Annotated in this window: 23 protein-coding genes and 2 pseudogenes; 17 read left to right on the top strand and 8 right to left on the bottom strand. The window is 64.2% G+C overall.

The genetic code is table 11. From position 1 onward, the window contains the following. Positions 1-5 precede the first annotated feature (5 nt). From ACZ1G8_RS10160 to ACZ1G8_RS10145, 4 genes are read left to right on the top strand one after another with little or no spacing between them, the layout of a single operon-like run. Positions 6-1,121, top strand: a complete 1,116-nt coding sequence (locus ACZ1G8_RS10160; RefSeq protein ID WP_472679291.1) for an AI-2E family transporter — start codon at positions 6-8, stop codon at positions 1,119-1,121. Continuing rightward, positions 1,111-2,352 (top strand): DUF3089 domain-containing protein, encoded by a 1,242-nt coding sequence (locus tag ACZ1G8_RS10155; protein WP_472679290.1) that lies wholly within the window; start codon positions 1,111-1,113, stop codon positions 2,350-2,352. Before ACZ1G8_RS10160 ends, ACZ1G8_RS10155 begins: the two co-directional genes overlap by 11 nt. Beyond that, a complete protein-coding gene (gene ruvX, locus ACZ1G8_RS10150; RefSeq protein WP_472679289.1) occupies positions 2,331-2,816 on the top strand; it encodes a Holliday junction resolvase RuvX in 486 nt (161 codons plus the stop codon). The genes ACZ1G8_RS10155 and ruvX overlap by 22 nt, the downstream gene beginning before the upstream one ends. Before the next feature lie 17 nt (positions 2,817-2,833). Continuing rightward, a complete protein-coding gene (locus tag ACZ1G8_RS10145; protein ID WP_472679288.1) occupies positions 2,834-2,974 on the top strand; it encodes a hypothetical protein in 141 nt (46 codons plus the stop codon). Here ACZ1G8_RS10145 and ACZ1G8_RS10140 read toward each other — a convergent pair. Genes ACZ1G8_RS10140 through ACZ1G8_RS10130 form a run of 3 tightly spaced genes read right to left on the bottom strand, consistent with a single transcriptional unit; the run spans position 2,959 to position 5,000 of the window. Further along, positions 2,959-3,870, bottom strand: coding sequence for a transposase (locus ACZ1G8_RS10140; RefSeq protein WP_472679287.1), 912 nt, complete (start codon positions 3,868-3,870; stop codon positions 2,959-2,961). The genes ACZ1G8_RS10145 and ACZ1G8_RS10140 overlap by 16 nt on opposite strands. Further along, the gene (locus ACZ1G8_RS10135; protein ID WP_472679286.1) at positions 3,858-4,820 is read right to left on the bottom strand and encodes a hypothetical protein; all 963 of its coding nucleotides are present in this window, start codon (positions 4,818-4,820) and stop codon (positions 3,858-3,860) included. Before ACZ1G8_RS10135 ends, ACZ1G8_RS10140 begins: the two co-directional genes overlap by 13 nt. An 18-nt stretch (positions 4,821-4,838) precedes the next feature. Then, the gene (locus tag ACZ1G8_RS10130) at positions 4,839-5,000 is read right to left on the bottom strand and encodes a hypothetical protein (RefSeq protein WP_472679285.1); all 162 of its coding nucleotides are present in this window, start codon (positions 4,998-5,000) and stop codon (positions 4,839-4,841) included. Positions 5,001-5,138: 138 nt separating this feature from the next. On the opposite strand from ACZ1G8_RS10130, the gene ACZ1G8_RS10125 reads away from it, so the two are divergent. Then, a complete protein-coding gene (locus ACZ1G8_RS10125) occupies positions 5,139-5,600 on the top strand; it encodes a PaaI family thioesterase (RefSeq protein WP_472679284.1) in 462 nt (153 codons plus the stop codon). Continuing rightward, positions 5,593-6,006 carry a PaaI family thioesterase gene (locus ACZ1G8_RS10120; RefSeq protein WP_472679283.1) on the top strand — a complete coding sequence of 138 codons (414 nt, stop codon included), beginning with the start codon at positions 5,593-5,595 and terminating at the stop codon, positions 6,004-6,006. Before ACZ1G8_RS10125 ends, ACZ1G8_RS10120 begins: the two co-directional genes overlap by 8 nt. On the opposite strand, the gene ACZ1G8_RS10115 is transcribed toward ACZ1G8_RS10120, so the two are convergent. The 3 genes and pseudogenes from ACZ1G8_RS10115 to ACZ1G8_RS10105 form a co-directional block, all read right to left on the bottom strand. Continuing rightward, positions 6,007-8,175: a transglycosylase domain-containing protein gene (locus ACZ1G8_RS10115; protein WP_472679282.1), complete on the bottom strand. Its 2,169-nt coding sequence runs from the start codon at positions 8,173-8,175 to the stop codon at positions 6,007-6,009. 50 nt (positions 8,176-8,225) lie between these two features. Further along, positions 8,226-9,210, bottom strand: a pseudogene (cobS, locus tag ACZ1G8_RS10110) (cobaltochelatase subunit CobS). 74 nt (positions 9,211-9,284) lie between these two features. Beyond that, positions 9,285-9,959 (bottom strand): cupin domain-containing protein, encoded by a 675-nt coding sequence (locus ACZ1G8_RS10105; RefSeq protein ID WP_472679281.1) that lies wholly within the window; start codon positions 9,957-9,959, stop codon positions 9,285-9,287. Between the two features lie 88 nt (positions 9,960-10,047). Here ACZ1G8_RS10105 and ACZ1G8_RS10100 point away from each other — a divergent pair, with 88 nt between their 5' ends. From ACZ1G8_RS10100 to ACZ1G8_RS10085, 4 genes are read left to right on the top strand one after another with little or no spacing between them, the layout of a single operon-like run. After that, a complete protein-coding gene (locus ACZ1G8_RS10100) occupies positions 10,048-10,893 on the top strand; it encodes an oxygenase MpaB family protein (RefSeq protein WP_472681240.1) in 846 nt (281 codons plus the stop codon). A gap of 52 nt (positions 10,894-10,945) precedes the next feature. Further along, positions 10,946-11,305, top strand: coding sequence for a DUF1428 domain-containing protein (locus tag ACZ1G8_RS10095; RefSeq protein ID WP_222405154.1), 360 nt, complete (start codon positions 10,946-10,948; stop codon positions 11,303-11,305). Next, a complete protein-coding gene (locus ACZ1G8_RS10090) occupies positions 11,305-11,940 on the top strand; it encodes a glutathione S-transferase family protein (protein WP_472679280.1) in 636 nt (211 codons plus the stop codon). The genes ACZ1G8_RS10095 and ACZ1G8_RS10090 overlap by 1 nt, the downstream gene beginning before the upstream one ends. Continuing rightward, a complete protein-coding gene (locus ACZ1G8_RS10085) occupies positions 11,933-12,415 on the top strand; it encodes a VOC family protein (RefSeq protein WP_472679279.1) in 483 nt (160 codons plus the stop codon). The genes ACZ1G8_RS10090 and ACZ1G8_RS10085 overlap by 8 nt, the downstream gene beginning before the upstream one ends. Here the strand turns inward: ACZ1G8_RS10085 and ACZ1G8_RS10080 are convergent. Beyond that, entirely contained in the window at positions 12,412-13,002 is a 591-nt protein-coding gene (locus tag ACZ1G8_RS10080; RefSeq protein WP_221428951.1) for a J domain-containing protein, read from the bottom strand. The genes ACZ1G8_RS10085 and ACZ1G8_RS10080 overlap by 4 nt on opposite strands. A 60-nt stretch (positions 13,003-13,062) precedes the next feature. Between ACZ1G8_RS10080 and ACZ1G8_RS10075 the strand changes: the two genes are divergently transcribed. From ACZ1G8_RS10075 to ACZ1G8_RS10060, 4 genes are read left to right on the top strand one after another with little or no spacing between them, the layout of a single operon-like run. Continuing rightward, positions 13,063-13,335 (top strand): BolA family protein, encoded by a 273-nt coding sequence (locus ACZ1G8_RS10075; RefSeq protein WP_472679278.1) that lies wholly within the window; start codon positions 13,063-13,065, stop codon positions 13,333-13,335. A 13-nt stretch (positions 13,336-13,348) separates the two neighbouring features. Further along, complete coding sequence (locus ACZ1G8_RS10070) at positions 13,349-14,239, top strand: pirin family protein (protein ID WP_472679277.1); 891 nt, start codon at positions 13,349-13,351, stop codon at positions 14,237-14,239. Between the two features lie 23 nt (positions 14,240-14,262). Then, a complete protein-coding gene (locus ACZ1G8_RS10065) occupies positions 14,263-15,078 on the top strand; it encodes an SDR family NAD(P)-dependent oxidoreductase (RefSeq protein WP_472679276.1) in 816 nt (271 codons plus the stop codon). Next, positions 15,078-15,974 carry an alpha/beta fold hydrolase gene (locus tag ACZ1G8_RS10060; protein WP_472679275.1) on the top strand — a complete coding sequence of 299 codons (897 nt, stop codon included), beginning with the start codon at positions 15,078-15,080 and terminating at the stop codon, positions 15,972-15,974. Before ACZ1G8_RS10065 ends, ACZ1G8_RS10060 begins: the two co-directional genes overlap by 1 nt. Here the strand turns inward: ACZ1G8_RS10060 and ACZ1G8_RS10055 are convergent. Then, positions 15,971-17,019 (bottom strand): annotated as a pseudogene (locus ACZ1G8_RS10055) (DUF2332 domain-containing protein). The gene ACZ1G8_RS10060 and the pseudogene ACZ1G8_RS10055 overlap by 4 nt on opposite strands. 60 nt (positions 17,020-17,079) lie before the next feature. On the opposite strand from ACZ1G8_RS10055, the gene hisG reads away from it, so the two are divergent. The 3 genes from hisG (at position 17,080) to nusB (ending at position 19,471) form a co-directional block, all read left to right on the top strand. Continuing rightward, positions 17,080-17,733: an ATP phosphoribosyltransferase gene (hisG, locus tag ACZ1G8_RS10050; RefSeq protein ID WP_222441999.1), complete on the top strand. Its 654-nt coding sequence runs from the start codon at positions 17,080-17,082 to the stop codon at positions 17,731-17,733. Beyond that, a complete protein-coding gene (gene hisD, locus ACZ1G8_RS10045) occupies positions 17,733-19,022 on the top strand; it encodes a histidinol dehydrogenase (protein ID WP_472679274.1) in 1,290 nt (429 codons plus the stop codon). Before hisG ends, hisD begins: the two co-directional genes overlap by 1 nt. 71 nt (positions 19,023-19,093) lie before the next feature. After that, positions 19,094-19,471 carry a transcription antitermination factor NusB gene (gene nusB, locus ACZ1G8_RS10040; protein WP_472681239.1) on the top strand — a complete coding sequence of 126 codons (378 nt, stop codon included), beginning with the start codon at positions 19,094-19,096 and terminating at the stop codon, positions 19,469-19,471.

Genomic DNA, 19,471 nt, shown 5'->3' with positions numbered 1-19,471 from the left:
GTTAGATGGCTGAAGACAAGCTCGACATCGCCGAAGAAGACCTGGGCACCAGCCCCTCTCGCATCGGCGATCCGCGGATCCGGCACGAGATCCACCGTGCGGCCATCTGGGCGGGCGTAATCGGCCTCGGTATCCTTGCCGTCTACATCGCCAGGCCTCTTCTCGTGATCTTCGGCGCGCTCGTTTTCGCCTCGATGATCGACGGCGGCGCGCGGCTGCTGGGACGCATCCTGCCGATCGGCAGGACCTCGCGGGTCAGCATCGTGCTGCTCTTTACTTTCGGCTTCCTCGCCTGGCTGGTCTATTTCGCCGGCTCCACGATTTCCCAGGACGCCGCTGAATTCCCCGCCTTGATCCAGCAGCAGATCGGCCAGCTGATCGAATTCGCCCGCGCGCAAGGCTTCGCTATATCGCAGGATCATCTGGAAAATTACGCCGGGACCATCGGTAGCGGTATCAGCACGGTCACCAAGGCGCTGGGCGGGATCGTCGGAGGTGTAACCACGATCATCCTGATCGGGATCATCGGCATCTACATCGCAATCGACCCGCTTCTTTACGAGCGCGGTCTGGCGTGGATGCTGCCGCGCCATCGTCGCGGCGAGTTCTACAAGACCGCAGAGCGCATGGGCCAGACGCTGAGGCGGCTCATGGCAGGACGCCTGGTCGGGATGGTCTTCGAAGGGGTCTTCACCTACATCCTGCTGGCCTATGGCGGATATCTTGTGGGCGTTGGCCCCGTACCGATGGCCGCACTGCTGGCGATCCTTACCGGGCTGCTTGCCTTCGTTCCCAACCTCGGCGCGATTATCTCGGGCGTGCTGATGGTGCTGGTGGGCTTTTCCGAAGGCACCGACATGGGGCTCTACACGATCTTCGTCTATTTCTTCGTCCAGAACTTCGATGGCTATGTCGTCATCCCGATGATCGCCCAAAAGACCGTCGACCTCGCCCCTGCGCTGGTACTCGCGGCACAGCTGATCATGGGCATCCTATTCGGGGTCCTCGGCCTGTTCCTAGCCGACCCGATGCTGGCGATGATCAAGGTCGCGCTGGAACGCCGGGCAGAGCAGAACGATGCCGAAGCCAAGCAGCAGGAGGCCGCCAAGAATGGCGCGTAAGTTTCTCTATATAATCGCGGTCATCATCGTGATCCTGTTCGTCGGCGCGATCGCGCTGGCCATCTGGTCGCGCGAGGCCACCGAGATCGCCTTCGTGCCGCGCGGTGAATTCGTCGAGCAAGAAGCGCTGGGCGCCAACGCCTACGAGGATCCGTCGATGTGGTATTCGCGCCCGGGCATCGGGACGAGCGATCCGGCGCGTTATCAGCCTGCGGTGGCCGAAGCGGCGCCCGATCCGGCCGAACAAACGCCCTCACCCGATACGCCTGCAGCCGAGCAAAGCCTCGATGCGCCCGATGAGCTGGCCACGACCGGATCGCAGCGCGGCGAGGCCGCCGATACGGCAGCGACGCCCGATTTCACGGTCTTCTTCGTACCGCCCACCAGCTACACCAAGGGGGCGCTGGGCGAATGGAACGCGCCGCTGAACGATGAAGAGACCGACAAGCTGGCACGGGTCTTCCTGCGAGGCCTCGCGAGTCCCTTCAACCGCGCGGACGAAATCTGGGCACCCAAGTATCGGCAGGCGGCCGTGGGCGCATTCCTCACGGAGCGCGATGAGGCCACGCAGGCCATCAACGCCGCATATACCGATGTAGCGCAGGCTTTCGATTACTTCCTCGAAAACGCCGATCCCGAAAAGCCGATCGTGCTTGCCGGACACAGCCAGGGTTCGGTCCACATCTTGCGCCTCGTGCGCGAAAAGGTCGCGGGCACCGCTGCCGAAGGGCGCATTGCCGCGGTCTATGCACCCGGATGGCCCATCTCGGTCCTGCACGATCTTCCAGCCTATCCCTATCCCGCCTGCGCGGCGCCCGACCAAGCGCAGTGCATCGTCAGCTACATCAGCTTTGCCGACGGCGGCGATCCCGGCCAGCTTCTGCGGCGATACAGCGTCCTTCCCGGTATCGATGGCGAGCCGCGCGGTCCCGACGATGCAATTGTCTGCACCAATCCGATCACAGGTATGAGCGGCGGCTCGGCCCCCGCGAGCGATAATCTCGGCACGCTCAAGCCGACTGCGGACCTTAGCGCGGGCGAACTCATTGCAGGCGCGATCCCGGCGCGCTGCGATGCGCGCGGGATCCTGCGCATTGGCTCGCCGCCCGATCTCGGACCCGGCGTGCTCCCGGGCGACAATTACCACGTCTACGACATTCCCCTGTTCTGGAAGAATCTGCAGGAGGACGTGCTGCGGCGCGTTCGCGCATGGGCGCCGGCGGAAGCGTAACCGACAGCGCGCTCGACTACGGCGACCTGCTGCCCGACGGCGGCGCGCTGCTCGGGCTCGACCTTGGCACAAAGACGCTCGGTGTCGCCACCTGCGATGCGGGCTGGCGCTACGCCACCGCGGGCAAGACGATCGCGCGCAGCAAGTTCACCAAGGACTGCGGAAAGCTGCGCGAGATCATAGCCGAGCGCACGATCAAGGGCGTCGTCATCGGCCTCCCGCGAAACATGGACGGGAGCGAGGGGCCGCGCGCCCAGGCGAGCCGTGCATACGCCAGGAACCTCGCCCAAGCGCTTGATCTTCCGGTGCTTCTATGGGACGAACGCTGGTCGACGTCATCCGCGGAAGGGGCGATGATCGGCCAGGACATGAGCCGCGCGAAACGTGCGGAAAAGATCGACAGCCATGCGGCTGCGGTCATCCTCCAAGGCGCAATCGATGCGCTGGCGGGAGGTGGATTTTAGGGACAGGGGCGCACCAAATGCTGGACTTTCTCGATGTTTTCGATGCGGTACCGGCAGGCGGAAAGCGGCGGCGCGGCAGGTTCAATGTGCTCGGCCGCGTCTTTGGGTTTGCCTTGCTCCTCATGTTTCTCGTGCTGACGATCTACGCGCTCTGGTAAGCCTGTTCCAACTGCCGGCGGCGCCTTGCCGCTTCGCGCGAGACCATGAGGCTGCCCGACAACTCGGCCTGCCGCCACAAGTCATCCCGCTCGGCACCCGTAACGAGACCGCTACGGGCCTCGAAACTGGCCAGCCGCAAGCGGTCGCTGGGATGTTCGCGTCCCGCCCACTCGGCAAACTCCGCCGCGTCCTCTCCGCCGAGCCCGACCGCACAGCGCATGAAGCACTCTGTAGAAGTCGGGTTGAGCACACCGGTCACCGCATTGCTGTCGAGGTCGAAGCCGTACTGGTCTGACCATGCCTGCGCCGGGTCGATGTGCATGATGTTGAGCGAGACCGACATGCTCTCGGGCGGCAATTGCGAGTGCACGTCACGATTGGCGCGGTAGAGCATCAACTTTCCCTCTTCGAGGTTGGTGCGCTCGACGAAGCGCAGGTCGCAGACCTCGCCGCGATATCCGGCGACATCCTCGTAGTCGTATTCGAAATAGTCGCTGCCATAGCCGGGACCAAAATAGCCCGCGGTCAGGAAGCTGAAGTTATGGTCGTGCGGCACGCCGTAGATGAAAGCGTCCGAACCGCTGGCGCGAAAGCAGCTCTCCTCCTCACTCGGCCAGATGTTGGCGCGCAGGAAACTGCGGCCTCGCATGCGCGAGAGCACGATCGACTGCGGGCCATAGGCGCTTTCGATCCCGCCATCCCTGTGCCCGCGCTTCAGCTGTTCGATCAGCAGGTCGCCGAGGAAGCTGCGGTTGTTCGCAAGCCGCTTCAGCGCAACCGCGCCGTTGGTAAGGCTTGCCTCATCCTCGGGCTCGAAGGCGACCGCGTCGAGCATCGCGAGGCAATCTTCGAGGCCATGCGCCTGCGTTTCGTCGGATGGAATTATGCGGGGCATGTCGCCTCCTCGATCTTGGCAAGTTGCGGATGGGCTTCGAGCAGCTGGGCACGGAGGGCACCGGCAGGTGCGCAGAGTTCGTCTTCGGGGTCGGCAGCGATTTGCCCAAGCGCGGCAAAACCCGAAGCGGCATCGAGCGCGAGACATTCGCGCAATGTCTGCCAACGGATATGGGCGCTGCCTTCACGCGAGAGGTTTGCGAGGAGTGGCGCGGCATCTTTGCGGCCCATGCGCCCGAGCAGTGCAGTCGCCATCTCGCGCTGGCTTTCGGCCCGGCAACCGCTGGCGCGGTGGAGCAGCCTGCCATCGGCGAGGCTGTACTGAAGGGTCTCTGCCGGTTGCTGCTCCGTCCGCGACAGGCGCAGCACGACGAGGCGACCGAACACCCGCGCCACTTGCCGAGTATGCGCAAACCCCTGGCAGCGCATGACCTCACCGGCCACGACCCTGCGGGTGCGACAGTCGATCGCTGCCCTCCCCTCGGGTTCGGACAAGAGCTCCAGTTCCCGCACATCGGCAGCGCCCGCGAGGACGGCCTCGTACCGCTCGCCGCCGGTGAAGCAGGCCGATGCCTGCTCCTGATCCATTTCCTCGTAGGTGATGAGCGTGAGTGCTGCCCTACCGCGCTGGGCCAACTGAAGGACCGTCAACCCGTCCTTGTACTGGTGGCGCAAGGGGACTTGTCCCAGCGGATGCTCCTGCAGCGACGGAAGCAGGCTATTGACGATATCGTCGATGAGCCCTGCCGCGCGCCCCTCTTCGGCGAAGAGCGCCCTGAGTGCGGGATAGTCATCCAGCGAACCGGCTTCCCCGAAACCTTCGAGCTCCGCCAGCACCGCCCACGCCGGCCCCTCTGCCCAGCTGTCGCGTGCTGCCTCGAGCGCGACCTGCGCGTGGCGCTGCGGAGCCATGTCGCTCCGCAGCGCGCGCAATTGCGAATCGATACGCATCGTCCGCTCAGGCGCCCGTCAGAGCAGCGCCTCGGGCGGTGCGACTTCGTAGATATAGGTCATGATCACTACCACGCGGTCGTCGACGGTGGGGCCTTCCGATGCCGAAAGGCTACCGAACAGGCCTGTCACCGTATCGAGTTCGGGCAGGCTGGAAAGATCAATCTTGGGCAGGTTCATTTAGGTGTTCTCCCTGGGTTGATGGCGACGCGACCCCTTGCCACGCACCTGCCTGCAAGGCTGGCGACGCTCGCCCCCACAATCGAATTAAAACATTGTAATGGGCAGGAACCGAAGGCTATCGGCCCCGCACAGACCATGAACGACCAACCGAAATTCGACCCGCGTACGGCAACACCGTTCCTGACCAGCCGGGGCCATTCCGGCTGGCTGGGGCTGCGCTATTCCGACCACGGCGAAGACTGGGTGGAGCTGGAGCTGCCCTGGCGCGAAGACCTGCTCGGCGAAGCGGGACAGCGCGTGCTGGCCAGTGGCCCGATCCTCAGCCTGATGGACATGGCGAGCGGCCTCGCGATCTGGAAAGCGATGGACCGCTTCGAGCCGGTCGCGACGCTCGACCTGCGCGTAGATTACGTCCGACCTGCCCGCGAGAAAGCGCCGGTTTTCGGCCGCTCGCAATGCTACCGCGTCACGCGCTCTGCAGCCTTCGTGCGCGGCGTAGCGCATGACGGCGATTCCACCGACCCGGTCGCCCATATCCAGGCGGTCTTCATGAAAATCGGCGCCAGCAAGGATACGCGGGAGCTACCCGGTGAGTGATGCGAAAGAATTCGATGCGCTGACGCCCTATGCCCGATCGCTCGGTATCGAACTGGCCGAGTGGGAAGACGACACGCCGGTCCTGTGCGTGGCCTTCGACGAGGCGGTCGAGGGGCGTCCGGAGCACTACCACGGGGGCGCGACAGGCGGCCTGCTCGAGACGGCTGGTTATGCAGCGCTGAGGGCGGAACTCGACCGGCGCGAGCGCAAGGCTACCCTCAAGCCGATCAATATCACCGTACAGTACCTGTCTGCCGGAAAGAGCCGGACCAGCTTTGCCAAGGGCCGCGTGACCAAGCTTGGCCGGCGCAGCGCGAATCTCACGGTCGAGGCATGGCAGGATGATCGCTCGCGCCCGATCGCGACGGCCGTGATGAACGTACTGATGGCAGAGCCCGAAGGCTGACTAGTTCGATTCCAGCTCGCGCCGGATCGCTTGGTCGCGGGCTTCCTCGGCCCTGCGCCTTGCCGCCTCGATAGTCTCCGCATCGATCGAGAGGTTGCCGTCGCTAATCGTGATGTCGATCGGAATGCCATCGACCTCGGTCGAGAACACCGCTTCACCTTCCCCGATACGCAAGCGGCTGTTGCCATCACCCAAGGGGATATCTTCGAGGTTCGGTACGTCGAGCGGCTCGATCGGTCCGCCGGGGTCATCGTTCTCGCGCGGGCCGGGCTGCGAGGGTGCCGCGGTTACGCCGATCGCCTGAGTCATAAAGTCGCGCCAGATGCGCGCGGGCAGCCCGCCACCGGTCACACCGTCGAGCGGCGAGTTGTCGTCATTGCCGATCCAGACGCCGACAACCAGGTCACCAGCATAGCCGACGAAGAGCGCATCGCGATTGTCCTGCGTGGTGCCGGTCTTGCCGAAATTAGGTCCGCTAAGCGTCGCAGCACGTCCCGTGCCCTTATTGATCGCCGAGCGCAGCAGCGCTTCCATCTGGCGATGCGTATTGCCCGAGAAGCTCGAAGGGCCGTCGACAAGGTTCTCGAACCAGCCGCGTTCGGGCCGCGCGAAAGCGTGCGGCTCGACCGGATAGGCATTGCCCGCGATTGCGGCGTAGGCGGATGTGAGTTCGAGCAGGCTCATGGTCGACGTGCCGAGCGCCATGCTGGGGTCGCCGCGGGTCAGGTCTGCGGTGATGCCCAGGTCGCGCGCGGTATCGATCACCTTTTCGCTACCGACCTCGCCGAACAGCCTTACCGCGGCAACATTGCTCGACTGGGCGAAGGCCTCTTCGAGCGTGAGGCTGTCGGAATAGCGCCCGCCGTAGTTGCCAGGACGGTATGACCCCTCGGTGATTTCTGTGTTGTCGATGCGATCGTCGATCTCCCACCCGTCCTCGAGCGCAGCGAGATAGACGAACAGCTTGAAGGTCGATCCCGGCTGGCGTTTCGCCTGCGTGGCTCGATTGAAGGGCGACTTCTCGTAATCCTTGCCGCCAATCATCGCGACGACTTCGCCATTGGTGCGCATTGCGACCAGCGCGACCTGCGCGCTGCCGAGCGGGGCGCGGCTCGTCACGCGGCGCGCGATATTTTGCAGACGTGAATCGAGCGTAGTTGTAAGCGTCTGACGCGAATAGCCGCTGTCCGACATCTCGCGCGCCTCGGGCAGTGCCCAGTCCGCGAAATAGGTGCCGGTCGGAAGGTTGCTCTTCATGCGAACATCGAGTCTCGGCGGACGCATCGCGCGGGCTTCGGCCTCGGTGATGTAACCCGCGGCAACCATGGACTGCACGACCAGCTCCATGCGCTTGGCCGCGCGATCATAGTGCCGCGTCGGCGCGTAGCGCGAAGGCGCCTGCAACAGGCCGGCCAGCATGGCGGCCTGGTTAGGCCTCAGGTTTTCCGGCTTGCGGTAGAAATAGTGCAGGCTCGCGGCGCGCAGGCCATAGACATTGTCGCCGAAATAGGCATTCGAAAGGTAACGCTCGAGGATTTCGTCCTTGGTCAGCCATGCCTCAAGCCAGAAGGCGATCAGCGCCTCGCGGGCCTTGCGCGTGAGCGTGCGTTCGGGCGTCAGGAAGGTGAACTTGGCGAGCTGCTGCGTGATAGTGCTGCCCCCGCCGGTTCCGGTGACAGCGGCTCGCGCAATGCCGCGCGGGTCCACGCCCCAGTGGCTGTAGAAGCGGCGGTCCTCGATCGCGAGGAAAGCCTCAACGACATGCGGCGGCAGCTTCGAGACATCGACCGGCTCATCGGTAATCGCGCCATTGCGCGCGATCGGCGTGCCGTCGGCAGCAAGCAGTGTAATCTGCGGCGGAGCAATCGGTTCGAGCGACTTTCCAAGCGGCGCGGTGACCGCGAGCCAGGCGACCAGCAGGAAGAAGATGCCGATCATTCCGGCGACGATGCGGACGAACCACCAGCGTTTGCGCCTGCCGCGCCAGTAGTCGCGCTGCCAGAACCTCTGTCGGCGCTTCTCTTCGTACCTCAGCGCATTGTCGAGATCGTCGAGCCGCGCATCCCACGCGTCATCGTCCAGCGCATCGTGCGTGGCATAGTAGCCGCGATGCGACTGGAATTCGGGTTCTGGCCGCCTTCTGCGGAAAAAGGTGTCGATCACGCCCATGCGCCTACTGTGCTACACGAATAACACAGCCATGCATAGACCTCGCAACCTTAACCTTTGGCGACGACGCTCTCGGGAAGGTCTTCACCGAAAACGCGCTGGTAGTATTCGGCCACCAGCATGCGTTCTTCCTCGTCGCACTTGTTGAGGAACGAGAGGCGGAAGGCGAAGCCGACGTCCTTGAAGATGGCGTAGTTCTGCGCCCAGGTGATGACCGTACGCGGGCTCATCACGGTCGAGATATCGCCATTGATGAAGCCCTGGCGCGACAGGTCGGCCACCTTGATCATGTCGGCGAGGATCTTCGGATCGATGTCGGGGTTCTTCGCCTCGACAATCTGCTGCTCCGTCTCTGCCGGCAGGTAGTTCAGCGCCGTGACGATGTTCCAGCGGTCCATCTGGCCCTGGTTGATCGCCTGCGTGCCGTGATAAAGACCGCTGGTATCGCCGAGGCCGACCGTGTTGGCAGTCGCGAAAAGGCGGAAGTTCGGATCGGGCCGGATCACGCGGTTCTGGTCGAGCAGCGTCAGCTTGCCCTGCTGTTCGAGCACGCGCTGGATCACGAACATCACGTCCGGACGGCCGGCGTCATATTCGTCGAACACGAGAGCGACCGGGTGCTGGAGCGCCCAAGGAAGCAGGCCTTCGCGGAATTCGGTGACCTGCAGGCCGTCGCGCAGCACGATGGCATCACGTCCGACGAGGTCGATACGGCTGATGTGCGCATCGAGGTTGATGCGGATACACGGCCAGTTGAGGCGCGCGGCGACCTGTTCGATATGGGTCGACTTACCCGTGCCGTGATAGCCCTGCACCATGACACGGCGGTCGTGGGCAAAGCCTGCAAGGATCGCGAGCGTGGTGTCCGGATCGAAGACATAGGCTTCGTCGAGGTCTGGAGTGCGCGAGATCCGGCTTGGAAAAGGCCGGAACTTTCCAGTCGATATCAATCCCGAAAGTCTCGCGCACATCGACTTCGGTGTCGGGCGCGGGAAGCACGGTCTTGGCGGAAGGCTCGAAGGTCTTGTCGGTCATCTCGTTCATATCGTGAGGCGGGTTAGATGAGGCGCGCGCTGCTCGCAATGCCCCATTGCAAAGGAAAACCGATTTCAGGCGTGCTCTGGTTCCCGGACATGGTCGAGATGGCCGGTCTTGATCCAAAGCGAAGCGCCTTCGGGTCCGGCGACGAGGTCGATACGATCACCCTTGGGAAGACGCAGCCAGTCATGCTTTGCCATCTCGATCCCCTCGCCCGAGAGCGTGCCGTCGAGAAGAAGGACTTCGGCGCCACCGGCGTCACCTAAAGAGCGCCTTGCTCCCGGCTCCAGCTTCTCGAAGGCTACCGTTTCTCGCTCGTCGACATGCAGGACAGAGGCCGACAGCCCGTCGCCAGAATGTTCGAGGCCGATTGCGGACAGGTCGAGATCAAACTGGTTGCGGTCCTTCGGATCGAATTGCCAGAGCTTCACGAAGATCGTGCAGCCGTCGTCGGAGCGCGGAATGTGGTGGGTGGTCGGCGGATTGCGGACATAGGTGCCTGCCGGGTAGTCGCCATGCTCGTCCTGGAAGGTGCCCTCGAGCACGATGAATTCCTCGCCGCCGTGATGCGTGTGCTCGGAGAAAGTGCTGCCGGGCGCATAGCGAACGATGGAGGTAGCGCGGGCGACTTCGCCGCCGATCCTGTCGAGCATCCGCCGCTCGACCCCTTTCATGGGCGAAGCCTGCCACTCCAGCTCGCTGGTGTGGACAAGCACCCGCTCGGAGAAATCGGCATTCACGCGCATGGGCAACTCCGCTCCTGCTGGTCGTGCGGCGGAGATGGGGATGATGTGGCCCCTCGCCAAGGGCGCTATCGCTTCCTACATTGGCGACATGGCGTCGCCCTCCCCCAGCGAATACCTGCGCTTGAAACTCGTCGAGAAGGTGCGCGGTGTCTTCAACGATGTCGAGGGTGGTGAGCAGCCGGTCCCGGTTTCGGAAGAGGCCCTGTTCGAGAAGGACACGCCGATTCGGATGGTCCATGCCGATATCGTGGCGATGATGGTCGGCGGCATTCGCGGGTTGCTGCTCCAGATGCTGCACCCGCACGCGCTCCAGGGCGTGCTCGACCATTCGAACTTCCGCAGCGACATGCACGGAAGGCTCAGGCGGACTGCGCGCTTCATTGCAGTGACCACCTTCGGCCACCGCGACGACGCGATGAAGGCCATCGAGCGGGTGAACCGCATCCATGCAGCGGTGGGTGGGACGCTACCCGACGGATCGCCCTATTCCGCCAGCGATCCGCGCACGCTCGCGTGGGTCCATGTGGCCGAATCGACCAGCTTCCTCGCCGCCTACCTGCGCCACGTCCGCCCCGACATGCCGGGCAGCGCGCAGGACGAATATTATCGCCAGTTCGCGATCATCGCCAATGCGCTCGGTGCCGATCCCGTACCCACCGACCGCCGCGAGGCGGAGGCCATCTTCAGGGAGCTGCGCGGCGATCTCGCCACCTCGCCGCAGGCGCGCGAGATTGCTGACCTCGTCCTCAGCCAGCGTCCGGAAGGCGCACCTCCCGCCCTGCAGGCCATGCTCGGTGCAGAAGCGGTGGCGCTGCTCCCGCCCTTTGCCCGCTCCATGCTCGGGCTCGAGCGACCCGGCTTCGCCTCCATTCCCGCGCGCGCGGCGACATGGGGCATGGGTAAGACGCTGCGCTGGGCCTTCCGCCAGAATTGACGCGCAACGGACTTGCTTCGGTGCTAGCCTCGCGGTGGAGAGGAGAGCAGCCATGTATGTTCAGGGATTTCTCATCGCGGTCCCCGAAGGCAACAAGGAAGCCTATCGCGCGACGGCGGAAAAGGCCGGCGCGAAGTTCCGAGAATACGGCGTGACCGAAATCGTCGAGGCCTGGGAGGAGGATATCACCGACGGCAAGGTGACGGATTTCCGCATGGCGACCAAGGCAGAGCCGGGCGAGAAGATCGTCTTCAGCTGGATGATCTGGCCCGACAAGGAGACCGCCGACGCCGCTCATGCCAAGATGGAGAACGATCCCTTCTGGATGGAGGAGATGAACGAGATGCCGTTCGACGGCATGCGCATGATGTGGGGCGGCTTCACTCCCCTCTACACAAGCGGGAGGGACTGATGGCCGAATACACCTTCTTCACCAATCCGATGAGCCGCGGCCAGATCGCGCGCTGGGCGCTGCACGAGGTGGGGGCCGACTACGATACCGAATTGGTCGAATGGGCGGCGAAGTCCGAGGCATTCCTGAAGGCAAACCCGCTAGGCAAGGTGCCGACGCTGGTCCACCACCATGGCGACCACGTCCATGTGGTGACCGAGGCCGCGGCGATCTGCCACTACCTTGCAGAGATGCATCCCGAGGCGGGTCTGCTGCCCGAGCCCCATGAAAAGGCCGCCTACTTCCGCCGCCTCTTCTTTGCTGCCGGACCTGTCGAGCAGGCCGTGGTCGCGCGGAGCATGGGCTGGGATGTCGACGATCCGCAGAAGCAAGGCATGGTCGGTTTCGGAAGCTACGAGCGGGCGATGGACACATTCGATATGTTGCTCTCGGACCGCGACTACGTTTGCGGCGACCGCTTCACCATGGCCGATGTCTATGTCGGCAGCCAGGTCGACTGGGGCCTGCAGTTCGGATCGATCCCGAAACGCGCCGTCTTCGAGGACTACGCCGCGCGGATCCGCGACCGGCCTGCCTACAAGGAAGCGAAGGCCATCGACATGCAGCTGATCGCGGAAGGACAGAAGGATGGCTGACGACAAGCTGGCGCTTTGCTTGTGGTTCGAGGACGGCGCCGAGGAAGCCGCGCGCTTCTATTGCGACCTCTTTCCCGACAGCGAAATCCACTCGGTGAACCGCTCTCCCACCGACTGGCCGGGTGGCAAGGCTGGCGATGTGCTGACGCTCGACATGACCCTGCTCGGCATGCCTGCCATGGCGATGAACGGAAATACTGACGACACCTTCACCAACGCGATCTCCTTGCAGGTCTTCACCGACACCCAGGAAGAGACGGATCGCTACTGGGACGCGCTGCTAGGCGAAACCGGATCGACGATGGCTTGCAGCTGGCTAACCGACCGTTTCGGCATCCGCTGGCAGGTGATTCCGCGCGTCTTGATGGACGGGCTCGGCCACGAAGATCCCGAAGTAAAAGGTCGGGTTTTCGGCGCCATGCAGCAGATGGTGAAGATCGACCACGCGGCGATCGAGCAGGCAATCGCAGGCTAAGCGATCGCCCTGCACTGGCGCAGCGTGTTGTAGGCCTCTACGACCTTGTTGAGGCGCGTTTCGTACTGCCGGTCGCCGCCGTTGCGGTCCGGGTGGTAGCGGCGCACAAGCTCCGAATAGCGGCGCCTCAATCGGCGGCGGTCGGTGTCGCTGCCCAGCCCCATGACCTCGAGCGCCTCGGCCTCTTCGCGGCTGTAGCGACCGTCCATCGCCATTTCGGCCTCGCGCTGGGCGCGGCTCTTGATGCCGGCTGCGCGCGCCGAGATCGCATCGAGCGGATCGTCATAGTCCGACCAGCGCGGCATTCCATCGACGCCCGCAGTGGGCCGGAAACTCGGGCTTTCGGTGCGCCAGCCGCTGGCCGGGCCCTGCGCATCGAGGATTTCCTCGGCGCTCATACCCTCGAACCAGTCGTAGCCGGCATTGAATTCGCGCACGTGCTCGAGGCACATCCAGCGCCATTCGCCCGGTCCGTCGAAACGGTGCCCGCTTCCGGGCGCGCGGAACTCTCCCGGCTCCTGGCAGGACGGGTGGTCGCAGAGCCGACCGGTATCTTCGTATCTTCCGTGAAACTTTGACTGGCGCATTCGTTCTAGGATGGGGAGCCAAACCCTGTATGGAAAGAGGCGAGAGGAGATCTCGAGCGTATGTCAGGACCGGTCCAGCAAGAGATGGAACGCCTTCTGACCGAGGCCTTTGCACCGACGCGGCTCGAAGTCATCAACGACAGCGCTAAGCACGCGGGGCATTCGGGCGATGACGGTAGCGGGGAATCGCATTTCACTGTCGTGATCGAGGCTCCGGCCTTTGCCGACAAGTCGCGCCTCGACCGCCAGCGCATGGTCAACAAGGCTCTGGGCGACATTCCGGGAGAGCGCGTCCATGCTCTCGCCATCCAGGCTTCCGCGCCAACCAGTTGAACAGGGGCATTACATGAGCCAGATCGACCTCACGCTGACGCCGACGACGCATGATCTCGGACAGTTCGAGGTCCGAAGGGTGCTGCCGTCGAAGAAACGCACCATGGTCGGCCCGTTCATCTTCGTCGACCAGTTCGGCCCTGCGCAGCTCGACCTCGGCACGGGAATGGACGTGCGCCCGCATCCGCACATCAATCTCGCAACGGTCACTTGGCTCTTCGAAGGCGCGATCGACCACCGCGACAGCCTCGGCAGCTTCTCGACAATCCGGCCCGGACAGGTGAACCTGATGACCGCAGGCAAGGGCATCGTCCATTCCGAACGTTCTCCCGAAACCGAACGCAAGGCAGGCCCGAAGCTTTATGGCATGCAGACATGGCTTGCGCTGCCCGATGGCAAGGAAGAGATCGACCCGGCGTTCGAGGCGGTTAGCGACCTGCCCGTGATCGAGGACGGCCGCGCCAAGGCAATCGTGATTATGGGCGAACTGTGGGGCGAACGGGCGCCCACCACGACCTATGCCGATACGATCTATGCCGAGATCGTTCTGGGCGCAGGCGGTGCCATTCCGATCGAGGAAGAAGCCGATGAGCGTGCGGTCATGCTGGTTGGAGGCGAGGCGATGATCGATGGTCATCCGCTCAAGCCTTACGAACTGGCCATCCTCCAGCCGGGCCGAGACATGACGCTCGAGAGCAAGACCGGCGCCCGGGTGATGCTGCTAGGCGGCGAGGCTTTCCAGACGCCGCGCCATGCATGGTGGAACTTCGTCAGCTCCAGCCGCGAACGTATCAACCAGGCCAAGGAGGACTGGGCAAAGGGGCGCTTCCCCAAGGTCCCCGGCGACAGCGAGGAGTACATCCCGCTGCCCGATGGCCAGCCCAAGACGGTGACCTACCCCTGACGACTTAGAGAATTGGAGGGACAATGAGTTTCGAAGGCAAGACCGCATGGATCACCGGGGCATCCTCCGGTATCGGCGAAGCGCTCGCACAGGAATGGGCAAGCCGCGGAACGAACATCATCCTCTCCGGCCGCGACGAAGGGCGACTGAGTGCAGTCGCCAACCGGCTCGAAACCGAGACAAAGACCCTCCCCTTCGATGTGCGTGACGAGGACGCGATGCAGGCGGCGACCGAGGAAGCGACAAGCTGGAAGGACGGCGTAGACATCTTCGTCGCAAATGCCGGCATCTCGCAGCGCAGCCCCGCGGTCGATACGGCGATGCAGGTCTATCGCGACATCATCGATATCGATCTCACCGCGCAGATTGCGGCCACGCAGGCACTGCTCCCGTACATGACCGCGCGCGGTAGCGGAAAACTGCTCTTCATTTCCTCGATCGCGGGCAAGGTCGGCGTCCCGATGCGCACCGCCTATTGCGCGGCCAAGCACGGCCTGATCGGATATGCCGATGCGCTGCGCGGCGAGCTCTCGCAGAGCGGCATCGACGTGCACGTGATCTGCCCCGGCTCGGTCGCTACCAATGTCAGCCGAAATGCCCTCACCGGCGACGGCTCGGAGCGCGGCCGCAGCGACAAGGTGATCGACAACGGCATCCCGCCGGGCGAAGCTGCCAAGCGCATCCTCGACGCGGTCGAAGCCAACCAGCGCGAGATCATCGTGGCCGATGGCATGGAAGAGGCAATGGGCGAGATGCGCCGTACGCCGGACCAACTGTTCGACCAGGTCGCGGGCATGGTCGCGGCGGGCTACATGGAGAAGATGCAGGCGGAGGACTGATGGAACAGAAGCGCGTCACGCTCGCCAACGGGATCGAACTCGACACCGTAGATGTGGGGCCGAAGGATGCGCCCGCCATCATCTTCCTCCACGGCTTTCCCGAGAGCCACCGCACATGGCGCCACCAAATCGCGCATTTCAGCGATCGCTTCCGCTGCATCGCACCCGACCAGCGCGGCTATCGCGGGTCCTCGAAGCCCGAGGGGGTCGACAATTACACGCCAGACAAGCTTGTCGGCGACATCTTCCTCCTCGCCGATGCGCTGGGCGTGCAGGACTTCACTGTAGCGGGCCACGACTGGGGCGGCGCGATCGCTTGGGGAGTGGCGATGGCGGGCGAACAGATGGGCCGCGTTCCCCGCGCCATCGTCGCGAATGCTCCGCACCATGCGGTCTTCCAGAAGCTGCTCTACATCTCGCCCGTCCAGCGCGAGGCGAGCCAGTACATGCGCGGTTTTCGCGACCCGGCAAACGACGCGCTGGTTCGCGAACAGGGACTTTACGGCATTCTCGCGCAGGAAATCCGCTGGGACGCACCCGACAAGATGGAGCCAGAGGAACGCGAGCAGCTACTCGAGGACTGGCAGGACCGCGATACCGCCTTCGCCATGCTGAACTGGTACCGTGCGAGCCCGATCGACATACCGACTATGGATGCACCCTTCGAAGTGCCCGATGGCTGGGCGCCCGCGCCATTCCCGCCACTGACCATCCCGACGCTGGTCATCTGGGCGCAGGATGACCTCGCGCTGCCGCCGGAGAACACGGCCGAATTGGACCAGCACGTGAAGGATCTCACACTTGTCGAAGTGCCCGATTGCGGACATTTCGTCCCTTGGGAAGCGCCCGAAGCCGTGAACGAGGCGATGGACGCCTTCTTCGCGAAAACCGGCTAGCTTCCGAGCCACTCCATCCACGCGCCGTGCGGATGCGCGTTGGCGAGGTGCGCTGTCTCTTCCCCGCCTGGCCAGAAGCGCACTTTCAATTCGTGGGCAAAGGTCTCGCGATTGGTCTCCAGCGAAAGGTGCGCGAAGGGCCGTTCCTTCGTCGCGGCAGAGCCTGCCGCCTGCATCGCCACCTCGATCCGCTCCTGCGTGGCATCGGGCAGGTATTGCCACATGATCGAATGCGCGAGGACGCGGGTGACACCGACTCCCTGCTGGCGAGCGAGCTCCTGCTCCACCCAGTCGGCAGCATCCATCCGCTCGATTTCGGGCGGCATGCGTTTCGCCAGTTCGATCGCCGCGTCGATGCGCACCATGCGGCCCGTCGCTTCGGGCCAGACATAGCTCTTGAGGCGTAGCGCCTGCGATTCATCGGTCAGGTCGACAGGCGCGATGTCGCTTCCCCTCGCATCAACGAAACCGATATCGCTCGCAGGAGGAGGGGGCCTCGCCATTCCGGTGCGATCTGCATCCTGCTGGTGCCCGGACCCGTGGTCACGCCGCCAAGGTCGTAGTGATAGCGGCCCATCATCGTGTTTATGCCCGCGCTGGCACCGATTTCGAGAAACTCGAACTGCGCGGTGGTTCGTCCGTCTGCCAGCCAAAGCAGGGCGGCCGCGAAATTGGCCGAACGCCCCGCCTCGTTCGTCTGTGGCGGTCCGTCGAGCCACGGCATGAGCCGCGCATCGTGTGTCTCTATGAGTTCGCGGATAAGCGCGTCGACATCATCCTGTGCGGGCATGCGGCCCGCATAGACGTCCTCCAGGCGCGGCTCCTCACCCGTCAGCAGCAGGTTATGGATTCCGCCCGCAATCCGCAGAGGCATGGCATCGCGCAGGGACAGGCCCTGCCAGTTGAAAATCCGGCGCGCCGTGGCCGCCTCGCTGTCTTCGAGTGCCAGAAGGCCGCGTACGACTTGTGCGGTGCCCCGCGCCCCCGCATTTTCCGCGTGACGCGCCTGCCATTCGATGGCTTCCGGGACTGAAACGATATCCATCACCGCGCCTGCTGCCATATCCGTTGCCCTTTCTCGCGCGTATCCCTATCTGCGCACGCCATGACCGATTGCCTGACTTTTGCGATACCCAAGGGCCGCATCCTCGAAGAAGCGCTGCCCGTGATGGCGCGTGCCGGCGTGGTGCCGGAAGATGCGTTTCACGACAAGGCGAACCGCTCGCTGACCTTCGGCACGACGCGCGACGACATGCGCCTCATCCGCGTGCGCGCCTTCGACGTTGCCACCTTCGTGGCGCACGGTGCCGCACAGCTCGGCATCGTGGGTTCGGACGTGATCGAGGAATTCGACTACGCCGACCTCTACGCACCGGTCGATCTCGACATCGGTCATTGCCACCTCGCCGTCGCCGAACCGGCAGGCGCAAAGGCCACCAACGGCGCGAGCCACCTGCGCGTTGCGACCAAATATCCGAACCTCACCCGCCGCCACTTCGAGCGGCAGGGCATCCAGGCCGAGTGCGTCAAGCTCAACGGGGCGATGGAAATCGCGCCCGAGCTCGGGCTTGCGGGCAGGATCGTCGACCTTGTTTCCAGCGGTCGTACGCTGAAGGAGAACGGCCTTGTCGAGACGAGCCACATCCTCGACATCACTGCCCGGCTGATCGTGAACCGCGCCGCGCTGAAGACCGATCCGCGCGTTGCAGCGCTGGTCGAAGCGTTTCGCGCCGACAGCGAGAAGCGGAGCGCCGCCTGATGCAGATGCTGCGAACCAGCGACGCCGATTTCGAGACGAAATTCGCCCGTATCGTGCGCGATCGCCGCGAGAGCGATGCGCAGGTCGGACGCGATGTCGCCACCATCCTCAACGAAGTGCGCGAGCGCGGTGACAAGGCGCTGGTGGAATTCACCACACGCTTCGACCAGCACAATCTCTCCTCGGACGAGGACTGGGGCATTTCGAAGGAAGCCTGCAAGGCAGCCTACAATCGCCTCGATACCGAACTGCGCGAGGCGCTGGAGACCGCCGCGGCGCGCATCCGCGCCTATCACGAAGGCCAGCTCCCGCAGGACCGTGACTATACCGACGAAATCGGCATGCGCCTCGGTGCACGCTGGAGCGCGGTAGAGGCGGCAGGCCTCTATGTGCCCGGCGGCCGTGCTGCCTATCCTTCCTCGCTGCTGATGAATGCGATCCCCGCGAAGGTCGCAGGCGTGGAACGCCTCGTGGTCACGACCCCGACACCCGGCGGCAAAGCCAACGACCTCGTGCTCGCCGCAGCGCATGTCGCTGGCGTGGACGAGATCTGGCGTGTCGGCGGGGCGCAGGCCATCGCAGCGCTCGCTTATGGCACCGAACGCATCAAGCGCGTCGATGTCGTGACGGGTCCGGGCAATGCCTGGGTCGCAGAGGCCAAGCGCCAGCTCTATGGCGTCGTCGGCATCGACATGGTGGCCGGACCCAGCGAAATTCTCGTCATTGCCGACAAGGACAACAATTCGGAATGGATCGCGGCCGACCTGCTCAGCCAGGCAGAGCACGACCCGACCAGCCAGTCGATCCTGATCACCGACGATGCCGGGTTCGCCGCACAGGTCGAGGACGCGATCGATCTCGAGTTCCTCAAGCTGCCGACAGCGAAGACCGCCAAGGCAAGCTGGGATGACCACGGGCTGATCGTGATCGTCGACAGCCTCGACGAGGCCCCCGCCCTTTCGGACCGTCTCGCTGCTGAACACGTCGAGATCGCAACCGCCGATCCCGAGGCGATCTTCGCCAAGTTGCGGCATGCCGGCAGCGTGTTCCTCGGCCGGATGACACCCGAAGCCGTCGGCGACTATATTGCTGGTCCCAACCACGTCCTACCCACCGGACGCCGCGCGCGCTTTGCGAGCGGCCTTTCGGTGCTCGATTTCATGAAGCGCACCAGCTTCATCGGTGCATCAGACGATGCACTCAAGGCCATCGGGCCTGCCGCCGTGCGTCTCGCCGAGGCCGAGGGCCTCCCCGCGCACGCCCTTTCGATTTCCAGGAGGCTTTCGTGAGCCAGAATCCCCGTACCCAGGCCCGTAGCGCCGCCCGTCTCGGCGCCGTGCAGGCCCTTTACCAGCAACAGATGGAAGGCACCGCGACCGCGCGCCTGCTCGACGAATTCCACCAGCACCGCCTCGGCAAGGTGATCGAGGAAGAGGAGTATGCCGAGGCCGACGTCGACTTCTTTGACGATGTCGTGAAGGGCGTCGATGCCCGCCGCGACGAGATCGACGATCTCCTGACCGCCCGCCTTGCCTCGGGCTGGACGCTGGCCCGTCTCGACAAGACCATGCTGCAGATCCTTCGCGCAGGCGCTTACGAGCTGATTGCCCGCGCCGACGTGCCCAAGGCCGCCGCCATCAGCGAATATGTCGATGTCGCCAAGGCCTTCTTCGACGACCGCGAAGCGAAGTTCGTCAACGGCATCCTCGATGCGGTCGCCAAAGAGGCGGGGCGCTGA

It is taken from the genome of Qipengyuania sp. BR81-2 (assembly GCF_055693895.1).
This window is presented reverse-complemented; position numbering and strand designations above follow the sequence as displayed.